The 16,665-nt window shown below is 34.8% G+C and carries 17 protein-coding genes and 1 pseudogene; all 18 read left to right on the top strand.

What is annotated here, in order from left to right:
- The first annotated feature begins 87 nt into the window (after positions 1-87).
- The 18 genes and pseudogenes from FDY99_RS18565 (at position 88) to FDY99_RS18650 (ending at position 16,665) form a co-directional block, all read left to right on the top strand.
- Positions 88-684 carry a hypothetical protein gene (locus FDY99_RS18565; protein WP_073335335.1) on the top strand — a complete coding sequence of 199 codons (597 nt, stop codon included), beginning with the start codon at positions 88-90 and terminating at the stop codon, positions 682-684.
- Positions 685-1,789: 1,105 nt separating this feature from the next.
- Positions 1,790-2,602 (top strand): hypothetical protein, encoded by an 813-nt coding sequence (locus FDY99_RS18570; protein ID WP_139423234.1) that lies wholly within the window; start codon positions 1,790-1,792, stop codon positions 2,600-2,602.
- On the top strand, positions 2,599-2,973 hold the full coding sequence (locus FDY99_RS18575) for a hypothetical protein (protein WP_083564118.1): 375 nt from the start codon (positions 2,599-2,601) through the stop codon (positions 2,971-2,973). Before FDY99_RS18570 ends, FDY99_RS18575 begins: the two co-directional genes overlap by 4 nt.
- Positions 2,963-4,441, top strand: a complete 1,479-nt coding sequence (locus FDY99_RS18580; protein ID WP_139423235.1) for a relaxase/mobilization nuclease domain-containing protein — start codon at positions 2,963-2,965, stop codon at positions 4,439-4,441. The genes FDY99_RS18575 and FDY99_RS18580 overlap by 11 nt, the downstream gene beginning before the upstream one ends.
- A gap of 3 nt (positions 4,442-4,444) precedes the next feature.
- Positions 4,445-5,095, top strand: coding sequence for a ParA family protein (locus FDY99_RS18585; RefSeq protein ID WP_073335332.1), 651 nt, complete (start codon positions 4,445-4,447; stop codon positions 5,093-5,095).
- Positions 5,096-5,129: 34 nt separating this feature from the next.
- A complete protein-coding gene (locus FDY99_RS18590; RefSeq protein ID WP_139263385.1) occupies positions 5,130-5,723 on the top strand; it encodes a hypothetical protein in 594 nt (197 codons plus the stop codon).
- Between the two features lie 124 nt (positions 5,724-5,847).
- Positions 5,848-6,168: a DUF4134 domain-containing protein gene (locus FDY99_RS18595; RefSeq protein ID WP_394344553.1), complete on the top strand. Its 321-nt coding sequence runs from the start codon at positions 5,848-5,850 to the stop codon at positions 6,166-6,168.
- A 1-nt stretch (position 6,169) separates the two neighbouring features.
- A complete protein-coding gene (locus FDY99_RS18600; protein ID WP_139423236.1) occupies positions 6,170-6,484 on the top strand; it encodes a DUF4133 domain-containing protein in 315 nt (104 codons plus the stop codon).
- A pseudogene (locus tag FDY99_RS18605) lies at positions 6,456-9,522 on the top strand (TraG family conjugative transposon ATPase). The gene FDY99_RS18600 and the pseudogene FDY99_RS18605 overlap by 29 nt, the downstream one beginning before the upstream one ends.
- The gene (locus FDY99_RS18610; RefSeq protein ID WP_139423237.1) at positions 9,509-10,162 is read left to right on the top strand and encodes a hypothetical protein; all 654 of its coding nucleotides are present in this window, start codon (positions 9,509-9,511) and stop codon (positions 10,160-10,162) included. Before FDY99_RS18605 ends, FDY99_RS18610 begins: the two are co-directional and overlap by 14 nt.
- Before the next feature lie 34 nt (positions 10,163-10,196).
- Positions 10,197-10,859: a hypothetical protein gene (locus tag FDY99_RS18615; protein ID WP_228448846.1), complete on the top strand. Its 663-nt coding sequence runs from the start codon at positions 10,197-10,199 to the stop codon at positions 10,857-10,859.
- A 1-nt stretch (position 10,860) separates the two neighbouring features.
- Positions 10,861-11,526, top strand: coding sequence for a hypothetical protein (locus FDY99_RS18620; protein ID WP_073335325.1), 666 nt, complete (start codon positions 10,861-10,863; stop codon positions 11,524-11,526).
- Between the two features lie 5 nt (positions 11,527-11,531).
- Positions 11,532-12,362 carry a hypothetical protein gene (locus FDY99_RS18625; RefSeq protein WP_139423239.1) on the top strand — a complete coding sequence of 277 codons (831 nt, stop codon included), beginning with the start codon at positions 11,532-11,534 and terminating at the stop codon, positions 12,360-12,362.
- Between the two features lie 2 nt (positions 12,363-12,364).
- Complete coding sequence (locus tag FDY99_RS18630) at positions 12,365-13,594, top strand: hypothetical protein (RefSeq protein WP_139423240.1); 1,230 nt, start codon at positions 12,365-12,367, stop codon at positions 13,592-13,594.
- A gap of 23 nt (positions 13,595-13,617) precedes the next feature.
- Positions 13,618-14,232, top strand: a complete 615-nt coding sequence (gene traK, locus FDY99_RS18635) for a conjugative transposon protein TraK (protein ID WP_139423241.1) — start codon at positions 13,618-13,620, stop codon at positions 14,230-14,232.
- Position 14,233: 1 nt separating this feature from the next.
- Positions 14,234-14,587 (top strand): hypothetical protein, encoded by a 354-nt coding sequence (locus FDY99_RS18640; protein WP_028123304.1) that lies wholly within the window; start codon positions 14,234-14,236, stop codon positions 14,585-14,587.
- Positions 14,583-15,791 carry a conjugative transposon protein TraM gene (gene traM / locus FDY99_RS18645; protein ID WP_028123305.1) on the top strand — a complete coding sequence of 403 codons (1,209 nt, stop codon included), beginning with the start codon at positions 14,583-14,585 and terminating at the stop codon, positions 15,789-15,791. The genes FDY99_RS18640 and traM overlap by 5 nt, the downstream gene beginning before the upstream one ends.
- A 4-nt stretch (positions 15,792-15,795) precedes the next feature.
- The gene (locus FDY99_RS18650; protein ID WP_028123306.1) at positions 15,796-16,665 is read left to right on the top strand and encodes a DUF4138 domain-containing protein; all 870 of its coding nucleotides are present in this window, start codon (positions 15,796-15,798) and stop codon (positions 16,663-16,665) included.

Raw genomic sequence — 16,665 nt, forward strand, 5'->3', positions numbered from 1 at the left:
CTACTAAAAGTTTAGTAAGGAAACAGTTGCTATCTTTAAATTTATATTTGAAGCTTTATTTGAGTAATTTTAATTAAAATATTTTTTATGAAAGATGATCAACAGTTTGATTTGAAAGATTTTATTTTGTCTACAATAAGAGTGTATGTTAATTACATTGGCACTGAAAAAGACACAGCAGAAAGTTATTTTTCAATTTTTAAATCAATTCAGGATTATAAAGTAAAAATACTAAAGCAAGATCTTAGAAATTTTCTTTCAGAAATTCAAAACGTTTTGCAATTAGAAAATGATAATGTTTACAGAAAAAATGCCGGGGAATTCTTATTAGCCATTATAAAATTAAGAAGTACAACTGAATTCATAGTTAGACGTTGGAATGATTATTATTTAGAAATAATAAATAATAAGGAAAATCCTTTTGAAAATAATGAGACGGAAAATTTAAAAAATTCATTCATGTTTTACTTGTATTTTGATAAAAGCAACGATGAGTTTGCTGACGTTCAACCATTGGTGTGTGGTAGAGAATTATTGGTTGGAGATATTTTAAATTTCAGTGATAGTGAAATATTGGAGAATTTAGAATTTATATATAAAACTCATTTGTTTAAGATTGTCAAAAGAGAGTATTCAGTTGAATTTCGAGAAATGGGTTTACATTTGGTCCCCTATAGTGAATAAAATAAGGACATTATATTCTAACTTTTATGCAAAACCGTTTGCAAACAACTTTTTTGAAGTTAATTAATAGTTTATCTCCACAGCGTCAAAGAATTAAGAAATGATTAGTTTGTAAATGTGCTTGTTAGACAAAAAATAATGGATAAAGAGTGATCAGGTACAACCTTCGTTATTAACTTTATAGTATAAACTTGTGTAAAATATATACAACCAACTGCGTAATATAATGCCACGTGCTGTCGGAGCAATCAAACAGCACAACATTTAATGTGGGTATAATTGAGACAGGTGAAAGAAAAAGCTGTGTATAATAAGTACAAGTTGCTGCTTGCCATAATTTAAGACTATATTAAACCTTTGGGATAAGCACATGTTATAATCTAATGAAATAGCTAAAGCTGTATACAATGAATATAGGTAGTTGTAAAAAAAAATGTAGGTCATATTTCAAGCGCTGTTAAAATTCCACGAGATCAAATCTGAATAAAATAGATACACATGTAAGACAAACCTGCGTACAATACGCCTAGGAGGTATTAATCATTTATACAATAATACTTTGTTAAAGCTAGTAATACCGGACAAATTGCAAAAGAAACCTGCGTAAAATTAATACAGCTATTTGGATAAATTAGGCCGTGGAGAAATTCTTTATAAATTATATTGCGCAACCTCAATTAATTGCACACACTGATGAAAAAAAGGTTTCCTTATTTTGGGAAGATGTACCATCACTACTTATCATTAAGAACATCCCTCCGGACAAATTGCAATAATCAATGATATAATTTACCTTTTCAGAAATCTGAAAAACAAACTCTTTTTAAATGCAAGATGTGTCTTTGTACGTACAAACTTTTCAAGTTGTATTACAAAGACGATCTTGCCTTTTTTTGCAAAAAGGGGGTAAAAAAACTGCGGAACTTGTTTTTATTTTTGTCAAAATTTTGAATAAGACTCTAGATTCAGCCTAATCATTCCTTTTTAATCTACAACTTTTCCATCCTAATCCACGCTGTTCGTTTTTTAACCAAACGTGTTGACTATTATTGTTTTATAGGTTTTTATCGCTCAATTTTGTCTCAGAAATTTTAATAAAATACCAATGAGCAAATTCATTTATTTCTTGTTACTATTAATAGCTATTTCAATCGAGGGACAGGTCGGTATCAATACTCAATCTCCTGAGTCTACTTTTGAGGTTGTTGGAAAACCAAACGATATCAATCATTATGACGGTATTATTCCCCCAAGAATCACTGGTGATCAACTTGCGAATAAAACTTATTCAGTATTGCAAAAAGGTGCCATTGTTTATGTGACTCAACCTGCGTCAAATCTTTTGGGGCAAGTCATTCATATTGTAGAAGAAGGTTACTACTTTTTCAATGGCCAGTATTGGAATCAGATTTTTAAGGAGCCTAATTATTACGATGCGCTCATCATATTGGACGAAACACTATCTGCTAATACTATTTCTGAACAAACGTCGTGGAACACATATATTCCTTTTCCTACAAATCCTCGCCAGCATACATTATCAACTAAAATATATAGATTAGGAACATCTGGTCTTGGAATAACCGGGCAAATTGATGCGAGGCGAATTGGAACAATTGGCTATTTAGATGTTAGTATAATTTGTTCAACGCCCATCACTTCAAATTACGCCCTACTTAATCTTTCAAAACCATTACGGGATTTAGGTTTTATGTCGGATGGCAGTGTGGGCTCATTGAACAATATTTTAGTAAGTGGAAACTCAAATGGAATTAGTTTAGGTATAGAGCAGGGCATTATTTCGTTAACGAACGTTGATTTCAATCTTCTTCTATGGAAAAATCAAATCGAAAAATTCAACGGTACCATAAAGGGCATGACCACTTTTCCAATTAATTATCTGAATGTAATTGAATGATGGATATGAAGGATTTTGAGAAGAAAAATTCCATTAAAATAAGGATATCCAATATCCAAAAAGAAAACTGGAAAAAAATCTGTTTAAAAAAGCAAATTTCTTTAACTAGTTTAATCATCGACTCCGTAGAGAATAGGATTTTAGATGACGAGAGAAGAAAAGTATTAGCGTTCATTGAAAAACAAGATAACATCTTTGGAAAGATTGAAAACAACATCAATCAGGTTGCGAAAATTGCGAACGGTCAAAAATTTATCAGCGAAAAGGAACTCACTAGTTTTTCAATTCACATAAATGAAGTAGCAAATTTGAAAAAGAAGCAGATTGAAATTTTCATCAAAATCTTTTCACTAATCGCAAATGATAGTTAAGATTTTAGGTTCCGCAAGCTCAAGTTTTCACGGGGTACAGTACAACGATAAAAAGGTAGAAAAAGGGATTGGAGAATTAATGATGATGAAAAATTTCCCATCGTTCATTAATGAAAACAGCAAGCAGCAGGAAGTTCGAGATTACTTTAAATCAATTTCTATAAGTGAAAAAATAAAGAAACCACAATTTCACGCTGTGATTTCTACTAAGTTTCAGGAACACAGCAAAGATGAATTGACAAAAGTTGCGGAAGATTTTATGCAGGAAATGGGTTACGGAAACCAGCCCTTTATTGTGGTTTTTCATAATGATACAGATAATAATCACGTGCATATGGTTTCAACAAGAGTTGACAAAAACACAGGAAAAAAGATTAATGATAGCTATGAAAAGCTTAAAGCGCAACAATCTTTAAGCAAAACTTTAGAGAAATTATATGGAATAAAATCGGGAGATGAACTTGAAAAATTGCTGAATTACAAAATCAGTTCGATTCATCAATTGGAAACTTTGCTCGAAAGAAACGGTTTTAAGTTGATAAAAGATAAGCAAAATGAAAACGCATTTGATATTCTGAAAAATGGAGTAAAACAGAAAACCATTGACGGAAATCAGCTCGTTTTCAATAACAATAAAAATGACAATAGGTCGAAACAAATCAAAGCTATTGTTAGCAAATACAGGGAAATTTATTCCAACAAGGTTTTCAAAGTGGAAGATAGAAGACGACAGCAATCAATGCTGCCGGATGAAAAACAAAAAGATGATTGGAAACCAAAAATAGAATTTGAAAGTGAGCTTCAGAAAAAGCTGAAAGATGTTTTCGGAATTGATATGGTCTTTCATCATAAAGAAGAAAACAAACCTTTTGGTTATACCATAATCGACCACAAAACAGGCAACGTTTATAAAGGAAGTGAGATTTTGAAAATGAATGATTTGTTTGAATTCACCTTCGAAAAATTAGATAAAAAGCTTTTTGAAATCTTGAAAGATTACAACATTCCGAATGAGGAATCAAAAATAATTTTGCTAAAATTTTTAAATAATAAATATCCGGAAACAGAAATCAAAGATTTTATGCTGTTTGAAAACAGAGGAAAAAAAGATTTGGATACCTACCGGAAAGTTCAGCTAGAAGTCAAGGATTTTATTAAAAATAATACCCGAAATAATGATAAGAATATTTCATTAACCAAAGGCGAAGATGGAAAAATTTATGCGGTTCATACACGATTCCATTACATCGGGGAGCTTCAATCATTAATCGGCGAAAAGGAATTTCAAAATTTTGTGAATCCAGCAAACGCAAACAAAATGCAGACAGAAAACCGCGCTGAAAATAAGAACAAAACTGAGTTTAGTAAAGCCGTAAATGAAATGCTGTTTGAATTGATGAAGAGTTCAGGAACTTCTAAAGTTCCTGCGGAAGACGAACTTAAAAAACGAAGAAAAAAGAAAAGATAAGCTATGATAATCACATTCGCCACACAAAAAGGAGGAACCGGAAAAACAACACTAGCCATCGCTTTTGCCAATTATATTTCCGCTATTTCAGAAAGGAAAATCAATGTTTTCGATTTTGATTACCAGAAATCATTCTACCATAAATGGAAAGAAGATGAAATTTTGGAAATTCAAAAATTGTACAATGTAGAAACTATTGGCGAGGAAGAGGAACAGCCATTTTCTGATTTTGAAACTTTGATTGAATTGAAAGAAAGCGATGAAATTAACCTCTTTGATTTGGCAGGAACACTCGATGCGAAATACAGCGATTTGTTGATTTACAGTGACTTTATCGTGATTCCTTTTGAATATTCCGATGTATCTGCAAAATCGACTTTGGTTTTTGTGAATTTTTTAGGGCTTCTGGAAAGTCAGGCAGAAAGAATTTTCATCCGTTCCAAGTACGATAAAGGCTACAGATATTTGAATCAGGAAGGAATGGATACCGAAATCACAAGATACGGAATACTCCTGAAAAGTCCTGTTTTCAAAAGAAACTGTTTACAAACTATTGATACCCGAAAATTGACTTACGAACAAAAATATGCGGTAAAAAATGCATTCAATGAATTGGTTGATTACATCAATGAAATATTGAAGATTAACCTTTAAAATAAAAAACTTAATCCTTATAATTTCAATTAAAATGATAAAAATTTCACTTTGCATATTGGCTGTTTATCTGATCTATTATGCCGGTAATATCGCATACGACCTGTTTCTCAAGAAAGAAAAAGAAACCTGTAAAGAAGAAGCCGACGAATTTTCTTTGTCCGAAATTTCCGGGCAGTATCAAGATTCAACACAAAATATAGGAATTGAAGATGTTGAAAATATTAACACACCAAAATCCTTCAGTAAAAATCAAATTCTTTCCGATGCGAGTGAAGGAAAAGATGAAAGGCAAGATTTAGAATATTTGAGAGAACAATTTGAATCTGAGCAAGATTTGGATGAACCCGATAATCCATCCATAACGGAGTCCACAGAAAATGAAAACCAACCATATCCTGAAAAAACCGATTTTAACGATGCTTATGTTGAGCAGAACGAAAAAACACCAATCGAAAAAGAAAGCCCAGAGCGTAGCGAGATGACTCAACAAAGCCAAATTTCAGTCGACATTGATAAAGAAAATTCTAGAATAAAAGAATGGAAAAAAATGCTCAATCTTTCTGAAACAATGGTTCAACTGGTGGCTAATCAAAATGGATACAAAACATACCAATCCATCATGTAGCTTCAATTAAAATAAACATTTAACAATCTGATAAACAATGAATTAATAATTCGATGCAGCTTAAGTTATGCCATAAATTTAAAATTCCAACAATATTAACCCTTTATAAAATTTTTGAATTATGATGAAAAATATTTTCACAAAAAACGTGACCGCAAAAAGAATTCTATCGCTAGCCTTGGTCATTATGGCGATAACTCCCGCATTTGCTCAAGGTGGTGCAACCGCAATCTCGAATGCGGCCAGTGATATCAGAGATTATTGGGATCCTGTTAAGCTGATCTTGAAAGCAGTAGGAGGTTTGGTCGGATTCATCGGTGGTCTTCGAGTATATAACAAGTGGACGAATGGTGATCAGGATGTCAATAAAGAAATCCTCGGTTATGGAGGAGCAATGATCTTTTTGATTGTAGTTCCGGAATTCGTAACAGCATTCTTTGCTTAATATGGGATTCTATCTCTACAAGGGGCTGAAAAAGCCCCTTGTATTCTTCGGACTCAAAGGGAAATACATCTTTTACGCAGTCGGTGTCATCGGAGGCGGAGTCATTTCAGCATTGGTACTCTCGAAGTTCGGCCTCTTAGGATCTCTACTTGGACTTGCAGTTACTGCAGGAGGTGTGTATTTTATCTTCAAAAGACAGGATAAAGATGGGTTGTATGATAAAACCAAAAATTTCAACCAGATTTTAATTTTTCCCAAAAGGTTAGACAATAAAAAACTTTTAAAAAATGGCAACAGCAAAAAAACAAGAATTTAGAATTCCATTTATAGGATATGATTATGGAAAAGATTTCAATTGGGATTTTGATGTTCTTTTCGGACAATATGGAAACCCCATTATTGGGATTAAGATAAAAAATATTGTCGAACAATATTCGGCAGATCCTGACAGCTATCTTCATTTTCACACGGTTTTAAATCAGGTGGTGTCCATTATTGGAGAGGGAAGAATAGTTCAGAAGCTCGATATTTTCTCCAAGAAAAGATACACCGCTGAACAATCAAACCAGTTTCTGCAGCAAAAATATTCGGAACATTTTGATGGCAGGCTTTTTAAAACCATCGAAACGGTGCTTTTTTTTACAGATATCATCGATGATAAGCTGAAAAAGAAAATGAAGCATTATCATTTTTCGGATAAAAGCTATAAGGAACTACGGGATAAATGCCAGAAAGTTCTGATGCTTTTGAAACAGAATAATTGTGAACCTGAGTTTTTATTCGAGAAAGATTTTGAATACTATATTTCCGGTGTGCTATCGATGCAATTTTCCGAATCCCCAACATTTGATAACATCAAAAGCACCAACGAATTTTTACAGATCGGAAACCGGTTTGTGAAGAACATTTCTTACGTGGATGTAGAAAATATTGATCTGCCTTCAGAAATTGAGCCTTATTCTGTTCTCGGCGGTAACGGTGCAGCAGCTGAAACAGCAGTGGATAATTTTAGTTTTATCAATGAACTGGAAGACTACGAAACGATTGTCTACAATCAGATCATTACCATTCCGCTTCAGGCACAACAGCAGAGGGAACTCGACAAAAAAAAGAAAAAGCACGAAGGAGCAGCCAACAATTCTCCGTCCAACGCTATTATAGCAGATGAAATTCAGACTCTGCTTCATAATATTGCCATTGATGGACAGCTCGTTGTGAATGCCCACTTTTCCATCCTTTTTTCAGCACAGACACTGGAGAAAATGGAAAATATTCAGTCGATGATTGAAAATAAGCTTTTTACGAAAGGAATTATTGTTTCTAAAAATGCCTACAACCAACTCGAACTCTTTCGGTCAGCCATTCCGGGCAATGGAACAGAACTTAGAGAATACGATTTATTTATGACGACAAGCGAAGCGGCCTTGTGTTTTTTTTAAAGAAAGTTACCCCGTCAATGAAGAATCCAATTTCTATTTAAGATTTACCGACAGACAAGGCGTTCCGCTAAAAGTAGATCCTTCGGATTTACCGATGAAAACAGGAAAAATAAACAACAGGAATAAGTTTGTTTTAGGACCCAGTGGGTCAGGCAAGAGTTTTTTAATGAATAATATCATCGAGCAATATCTGACCTACAATTATGATGTAGTCATTGTTGATACAGGAGATTCTTATTCAGGAACTTGTAAATACAAAGGAGGAAGATACATTCAGTACACCGAAGAAAAACCTATTACTATGAATCCTTTTCTAATGGATAAGAAAGAATTTAATATTGAAAAAATCGAATTTTTGACCAATTTAATTTTCTTGATTTGGCAAGGGCCGGATTCTTCAATGTCATCAGCCCAAAAATCCATTTTAGATAATGTGTTATTGTCTTACTACCACGGTTATTTCAATTCTGGGACACAGTGGTATGAAAATAAAACTTCCGAGGAACTGATTCAATATCTGGGTAAATACAACATATATGAAGAGGATCTATTTTCTGAATCTGAGAATGAATCAAAGGGGCAGCATACATACTATGACATCTTGGGGATCAGTTTCGATGCCAGCTCTGATGAAATAAAGGAAGTGGGAAGAAAATTGTTGAAATTTTATCATCCCGACAAGAACATCAATAATCCGGAATATGAAAGCGAAAATTTCTATAAAGTTTATGAAGCGTATGACACGCTGAACGATGAAGAAAGACGGAAAATATACAATGAAACGCAGTTGATATTGATCAAGTCGAATGACATCATCAGGCAACCCAGATCAGCTGAAGAATGGAATGAATCCTTTAGAAAAGCCATTATCAGAAAAATAAAAGAACTGGAAGAAAAGCTGATCGTAACTGAACTTTCGTTCAATGGGTTTTATGATTATTGCGATCAATTTCTTCCTATCTACCTAAATAATAAGAAACACAATATCATAGAAAAGGAATTCAATCTGCGCACTTTTTTGTTTGTCCTGAAAGATTTTTACAAAGGAGGAAGGTACGGAACGACATTAAATGAAAGCGCAGACAATACCCTGTTTGAAGAATCTTTCATCGTTTTTGAAATTGATAATGTAAAGGATAATCCCAAGCTCTTTCCGATAGTAACGCTCATTATTATGGACACCTTTATTCAGAAAATGAGACTCAGAAAAGACCGAAGAAAAGCACTGATCATCGAAGAAGCGTGGAAGGCAATCGCAAGTAAACTGATGGGAGGCTACATCCTCTATTTATATAAAACGGTGAGGAAATTTTGGGGAGAAGCAGTAGTGGTAACACAGGAACTTGATGACATCATCGGAAATGCAGTGGTAAAAGATTCCATCATCAATAATTCGGACACGTTTATATTGCTTGACCAGACGAAGTTCAAGGACAATTTCGACAAGATTGCATCACTGCTTTCACTCAATAAAGTAGAGCGAAACAAGATTTTTACTATCAATAATCTGAATAATAAATTTGGTAGAAGTCGTTTTAAAGAATTTTACTTGAAACGAGGTTCCAAAGGCGAAGTCTATGGAAATGAGGTTTCATTGGAGCAGTATTTAACCTATACCACAGAAAAACCTGAAAAATCAGCAGTTGAATATTATGTACATCAATATGGCGACTATGATGAAGCATTGCGCAGAATAGTTGGTGATCTCAAAACCTTCGGAGACAGTCTGGAAAACTTGGTGTCACTCGTGAACTTATATCAAAATCCATTGGATGGTAAAATCAATTCCTTTTACAGAATGATGAAAAAAGAACACAAAGGGATGAATGTTTTTAAAGTCATCTCGCAGGAATTGGAAGAACGTAATATCAGTTTTTCAGAATTCATAAATAAACAACAATATGAAAAAATATAGCATTTTATTTTTATGTTTTGTCAATATTCTTTATTCGCAAAACACCTACATAGACCCAACGGTAACGGCGGCAATGATTCTCTATTCTGAAAATTTAAAAGCGAAACAGAACGAAGTCATTGAGGAAACTTCAAAATTAAAGGACGCACAGAACTGGGTGGGGACTCAGATGGTGGCAGCTAATGACATTCAGAATAAAATTCTGAAGGGTTTAAAAGAAGTTTCCGGCACTTTACAAAACGGAATTCAGGCACAGGAAATCTACTCAGAACTCAATAAATGCTACAATTATTCCTCACAAGTAGTACAATTGGCATCAGAACATCCGGAATATGCCATTTTTGGAGTTAAAGCTTCACAAAAGACGTATGAGCAAAGTTTAAAGATTGTGACCGATGTATCTGATATTCTCGCATCCGGTGAACTGAATTTGGCTACTGCAGGAGATCGATACAAAATACTGCATAATATTTCCGGTAATGTGAAAAATCTGAAGCTTTGGCTTTTAGCAATCAAACTGCGATTAGAAAAAGCCAATCGATTGGGATTCTGGAATTCCATTAATCCATTTGCAGGCTACATCAATACCGACAAGGCTATTGTTGAAAATATAATGAACAGGTATAAACGGAATTTTTAATACCAAAAAGATGAAAAAGAAAATTGTTGTCAGTTTGTTTATTCCTGTAGTTTATTTCGTATTGACATCCTCCGGTGGTGGTTCTACACCAGCTTGGCAGCAGGAAAATGTTTCATTTCCAATGATGGATATAGAGATCAATGCCACGATGAAAGAACATGACCGACAAAAAGAAATGCGGCAAAAGCAAATTGCCAATGCTACCGTAGAAACGGCCAATAGAAACCAATGGAACCAATTCAAAGATAAGATTACCAAAGTTCAGGACAGATTGCGGATTGTTTCGTTTGCCATTCAAGCCATACCAACAGGAATAGCAATGAGCAGGGAAATAACCAAAATAACAAACAATCAGACTGCTATTATCAATGAAATAAACGATGCTCCTTATTCCATTATAGCTGTTTTGCCTTCTCAGGTTCAGTTTGTTGATGATCTGCAAATGGTGACACGGCTGGTAACAGGGATCATTTTGTCTTACGGAGCCATTAACCAAATGGAAAAATCAGAACGTAAAGCATTGTTAGACTATGCCTTGGGTGAAGTAAAAACCTTGAGCAGGAATTCCACGCATATGCTTTTGAAGATAAGGGATATTAAAGCCAAAGTAAAACGTAACAAAAGAGCCTTTCAATATTTTGTCAACAGGGATAAGCAAGTAGTTGAAAGCATAATGGATAACATTAAATCTTTCTAAAATGAAAAAAATATTTTTTTCCGGAGTTTTATTCTTCTCTGTTGCATCGGTAAAAAGCCAGCAAATAGTGATTAACGACAAACTTCTGTCACAGATCACCGTAAACCACGGAGTCAGATTAGGAAGTGAGCAAGCTTTTCTGGATTCATACGAAAAGCAAAAGGAATTGTATGATGATATCAACAATAAAATCATGCAGATCATTGCGATTCAGGAGTATATCTATCAACAACTGAAAAATGTGAATTCAGCCTTGACCCAGAGTAAAAAACTTATATACCTCTATCAATATCTCGGTAAAATAGTGACGAACTCCAATAAAATGCTGGATTTATCCGCACAACATCCTGAATATTCGGCACTCATTTCAAAATATTACATAGAAATCGGGAAGCAGACGATGAAACTTCAGCAGGAAGTTACCCAGGATATTCTCAATGAAGACAAAGATTTTCTGATGGATGCGATGGATAGAGAAATGCTGATTGAAAAGATATTTACACGAGTAAGAAATATCAATGGGAACATTCTGTACATCAATCTGCGATTAGAGAATGCCAAGAAAATCCCTTATCTGTATCAGGTTCCGGTGCTTCGTAATTACATCAATATCGACAGAGCCATTGTTGGCGACATCATCACTAAATACCACTACATCTTTAATTAATTATTATGGAAAATTTACTAAAAAAAATCAGCCTATTTCAGTTCCTCTTGATTGCAGTCACTGTGTTTGGACAATTGAGTGTAAAGAGATTGAATGACCCTTCCATTGTTGCCCAGCATAAAAGAATGGTCTTTCAAGATTGGGGAGACTGGCGTCCTTATCCAAAATACTTTTTAGGTATTCAAACCAATTTTGCCTACGCGACGGTTTGGGGAATGTGGGCACCGAAGATCAACAGGGATTATAAAGACGGTGAAGATATTCGACCATTAAAACCTACTGGGGTGCAAAATCAGAGATTCTCTCAATTGAAGTTTCAGGAGGAAGAAGCAAAAAAAATAAAGGCAGCTTCAGATACCATTCATAAAAGAAGTGTTCAGGATTTTGCCCATTGGACTTCCGCTACGGTCGATGCCGATCCTCTTTGGCTTTTGTATTATAAACGAATGCTAAGACCCATTACCGAGTTCCCTGATATACCACAAAATTTTATCGAGTGGCGACTGAAAGACCAGCAAACCTTTGAAACACTCAGCTCAACAGGAACATTAAAAAGACTTCAGGAAGAACTGGATTTAATCAAAGAAAAATATTCAATGTCCCGGTCTATGGATATGCCAAGGGGAAAACGGTTCATTATGTATCACGAAACCCTTATCAAATGGAGAAAGTTTGTAAGGGAATTAAGGAAGCACAATAATAAGACAACACTTCTTACAGATTATAAAAACATTTTAAAGAACCATTCAAATTATGCTTTACCACAAGCTTGGGCTCCGGCATCAGACCAGCAAATTGTTCAAAATATGATGAATCATTATAAACACCGATTTTAAAAATGAATAAAACAACCTTATTATTTTGCCTTTTGACAATATTACTGCCAATTATTGGCTTCGCCCAGACAGACGGCGATTACAGTAATCTACTCCAATTTTTAAAAGGAGACGGGGCTTTTGAGAACTGGTTTATGGAAGTTTTTACAAAGCTGGATAATAGCGTACAAGATAGTGCTGCCGGTTCTGCTTTGGTAGGAAAAGCAATAGGCGGTTTAGGCGCTCTTATGTACCTCGGGTATATGGGTTGGCAAATGGCCGCCGGAGACAGGGAGTGGGAAATCACACCGATGCTGAAGCCCATTCTTATAGGATTTACCCTTGTTTACTGGAGCGGATTTGTCAGTATGATTCAGGCACCATTTGAGGCGATTGCCGAACCCGGAATTTCAATTTTCAGTGAGATAGAATCGGAAGTCAATGATTTAAGGATCGAGAGATTTAAGAAGCAGCAACAATTATTAGATGCTGTCATTAAATTAAAGGCGGAAGAAGATGCCAAACAGGAAGTCATTGAGAGTACTACTGAAGATGCGGATGATTCGTGGTATGACATCAGCGAAGGATTGGATAAACTCATTCAGCCCATCAAGGAATGGTCGATAAGAATGGAGTTCCAAATGCAAAAATTAGTAGCAGAACTCATTGAATTTTGTTGTCTTTCCATTCTTAGGATTTGTGTATATCTCATTTTCTTCATTCAAAAAATATGGTCTTACATTTTAATTATTTTGGGACCGATAGCTGTTGGAATGGCTCTTATTCCCGGATTTGAAAATTCATTATACAGTTGGGTCTCAAAATTCATCAACATTAATCTTTACACTTTTGTTGCCTACACGATCATCAACATCGGTCAGCAATTGATTGCTTCCGGTTATACAATGGAGATCGAAAGGTATGATACCTTATTATCCAATGGAACCATTACCAACTTAGACGCTTTAATGGTCTATGTGAGTAATTCGGGAATGATCTATAACCAGCTCTTTACTTGTGTTGCCTATGTTGTTACGGGAATCGGAGTACTAATGACCCCAACCATTGCAGACAGTATTGTTTCAGCAGGAGGGGCTGGAGCAATGACGAAAATGAAAAGTGCCGCAGGAAAAATGGCGAGTAGTGCTAAAACAGCAATATTGGCTGCCAAAACAGGAGGTGCTTCAGTAGCAGCAAGCGCAGCAGGTTCCGCTTCGGGAAGAGTTCAGAAAGCGATGAAAAACGGAAAATAACCTTTAAAAAATACCAAAACAAAATGCTTATCAAAAATATAGAACAAAGAATCAAGATCAACAAGGTCGTTTCATTATCTGCCATTGCTTTTGCTGTTTTCATTGTTATTGCGGGATTTTTTTTTGCATACAGAATGATCGAGGATTCCAGAAAATCAATTTACATTTTAGACAATGGCGTTCCGGTTCTTGCCAAGCAGACTGATGTCCTGCTGAACCGACCTGTTGAATATAAAGCTCAAATTGAATTATTCCACAGATTGTTTTTCACACTCGCTCCCGATGATACCTATATCAAGGATAATATTCAAAAGTCATTGTATCTTATTGATGACAGCGGAAAAAAGGAATATACGAACCTAAGGGAAAAAGGATTTTACAATCAAATAATAGCTTCCAGTTCGATGGTCAGTATCCATACCGATTCGATTACGCTTAGTATGGAACAAAAGAAATTTAGCTTTTTCGGTAAGCAGATGATCACAAGAAAATCTTCTGTCATTACGAGGAAGCTCATCACCGAAGGTTTCTTTGAAGACATCATCAGAAGTCCCAATAATCCTCACGGTGTGATTCTTAAAAACTGGCGAATCATCAATAACGAGGAACTGTCCAATCAAAATAAAAATTCTTACTAAAATGGAAACTACATTAAAACAAAAGGGTCAGAAATGGCTGCAGTGGGCAGTTCAAAATCCAAAGAAATTCTTCACGTATTCAATGATTCTACTGTCGGTTTCATTTATAGGGTCTCTAATTCAAGGTATCTTTTTCCCTTCCGAAACAGCATTTAAAATAAGACCTCCGGTTCTCTATTCTAAAAATAAGTCGAGTCAAAATCTATCTGTCAACAATGATAAAGAGATGGAAAAAATAGTACAAGAACTGAAAACTTTAAAAGTGAAAAGAGACAAAAACGCACTGAAAAAAGAAGACAGTTTACGAATTGACTACTTGTTCAACCAATACCAAAAATTAAAAAATGGACATTAAAAAAATAAATTTTAAAGAAAAAAAATATGTTCTGCCTCTTTTGGCTCTGCCATTTCTTTTTCTTTTCGGCTACGTAGGAGCACAGTTTCTCAAAGAAGATACTTCTGAAAAAAATAAACCAAAAGAATTGTCACTATCACTCGGCGATACGCAAGATTCCATTATGACCAAAAATGATGCGTATGATGCTTTTTTCAAAAAAGAGGATAACAGAACGATGCTTGGTGGTTTGGATAAAGAAGAAGATAGTTTATTGAACTATGATGACCAATTGTCACTGGACCAAAAAAGAAAAATTGACTCCTTAAAAGCAGAAAACGGAAGACAAAACAGATACCAGGCAAAAGAAAATCAATCCTCGTATTACAAACCAAATCAATCACAGAGGGATGACAAAGATTACAACAGGTCTTCAGAAATCATTAAAATGTTGAATGACAAATCTTACGGGAACCAAGAAGATAAATACGCAGATACACCAAAAGAAAAGACACAAAGTGTCCAACCAGACCCTGTAAAATATCTGAAAGAACAAATGCTCGTGATGGATTCTTTAGAAAAATCCCGTGATCCTGAGTACCAAAGTAAACTCGCAGCAGAACAAAAACTGAAGTCCAATAAAGAGAAAATGGAAGATTTTCTTAATTCAACTTTCAATGTGAGCAAATCCGGAATCAACAGTGGTTTCAATGCTTTCTATAAGGAGAAAGAAAACAGCTTTATCAAAGCGGTCATTGACGAAAATAACAAAGGCTTTCTTGGAAGCAGGATTAGGTTCCGATTGTTGGAAGACATCTTTGTCGGGAACAAAAAAATAATCAAAGGTTCGATATTATACGGACAAATCTCAGGATTTTCAATGCAGAGAGTCAATCTCAACATTGTATCTGTATTCACAAAAGGAGAAATCTATCCTGTCAATCTTTCGATTTATGATGTTGACGGGATGAAGGGATTGTACGTTCCGCAAAGCGTTTTCAGAGATATGATGCGGGAAATGGGAAGTAACTCAGTACAAGGAACTCAGATGGATATGGGCGGAAAAGGATTTTTCTCAAGCATTGGATCCAGCCTGTTTACATCAACATCTAAATCTATTGCCAACCTGATCAAAGAAAATAAAGCAAAACTGAAATACAACTCATATGTCTTTTTGATCGACGAAAATCAATTGAAAGATTCACAAAACCAACAAAAAAAATAAAACAATGAGAACTTTATTATACACCCTTTTAATATTCACAGCTCAATTTTTCACGGCTCAAACTGCAACCAAAGAACAGATTGTTTCCGATTTACCTGAGATTGAAATTACCGAAGGCATCAACCTGCATATTATCTCGCCTGAGCCCATTCAGTACGTGGATTTGTCAACAGAAAAACTGACTGGAGATTTGCCTTCTACAAACATTGCCAGAATAAAGATCACAGACCATCCTGATTCTGACGAGAAAGGAAAAATCAATATACCTTCCGTTTTTGTTAATGGAAATACTATTGGGATCATTACCGTTGTCGCACAATCTTTCATTGCACAGTATAAAGTGGTGCATAGAAATCAGGATAACCTCAATACGATTACCAATATTCATATACAGCCCGAAGCGATGCAGCCTGTAGAATTTGATAAAATGGTGTTCTCTAATCTTGAACTGAGAAAATTTTCGATGGATATTATTCGAAAAAAATCTGAAAAAAATCCGATTAGAGAAGAAAAAAATCTAAAACTCAGCTTCCAGCTCAATAATGTCTATGTGATGAGTGCTTATATTTTTTTAGATATGACCATCAAGAATAATTCTAATCTGAACTATGATATTGAGGATTTGAAATTCTCCTTGGAAGACAAAAAAATACACAAAGCCACCAATAACCAAAGTGTAGATCTAACACCCATTTTACAGCTCAATCCGCAGAAACACTTCAGAAAAAATTTCAGGAATATTTATGTTTTCAAAAAATTCACTTACCCAAACAGTAAAGTGATGATGATTCGCTTGATTGAAGAACAGCTCTCGGGGCGCACCATAGAAATGAAAGTCAACTATTCAGATATTCTGAAAGCAGATACCTTTTAA

It is taken from the genome of Chryseobacterium mulctrae (assembly GCF_006175945.1).
Lineage (GTDB): Bacteria > Bacteroidota > Bacteroidia > Flavobacteriales > Weeksellaceae > Chryseobacterium > Chryseobacterium mulctrae.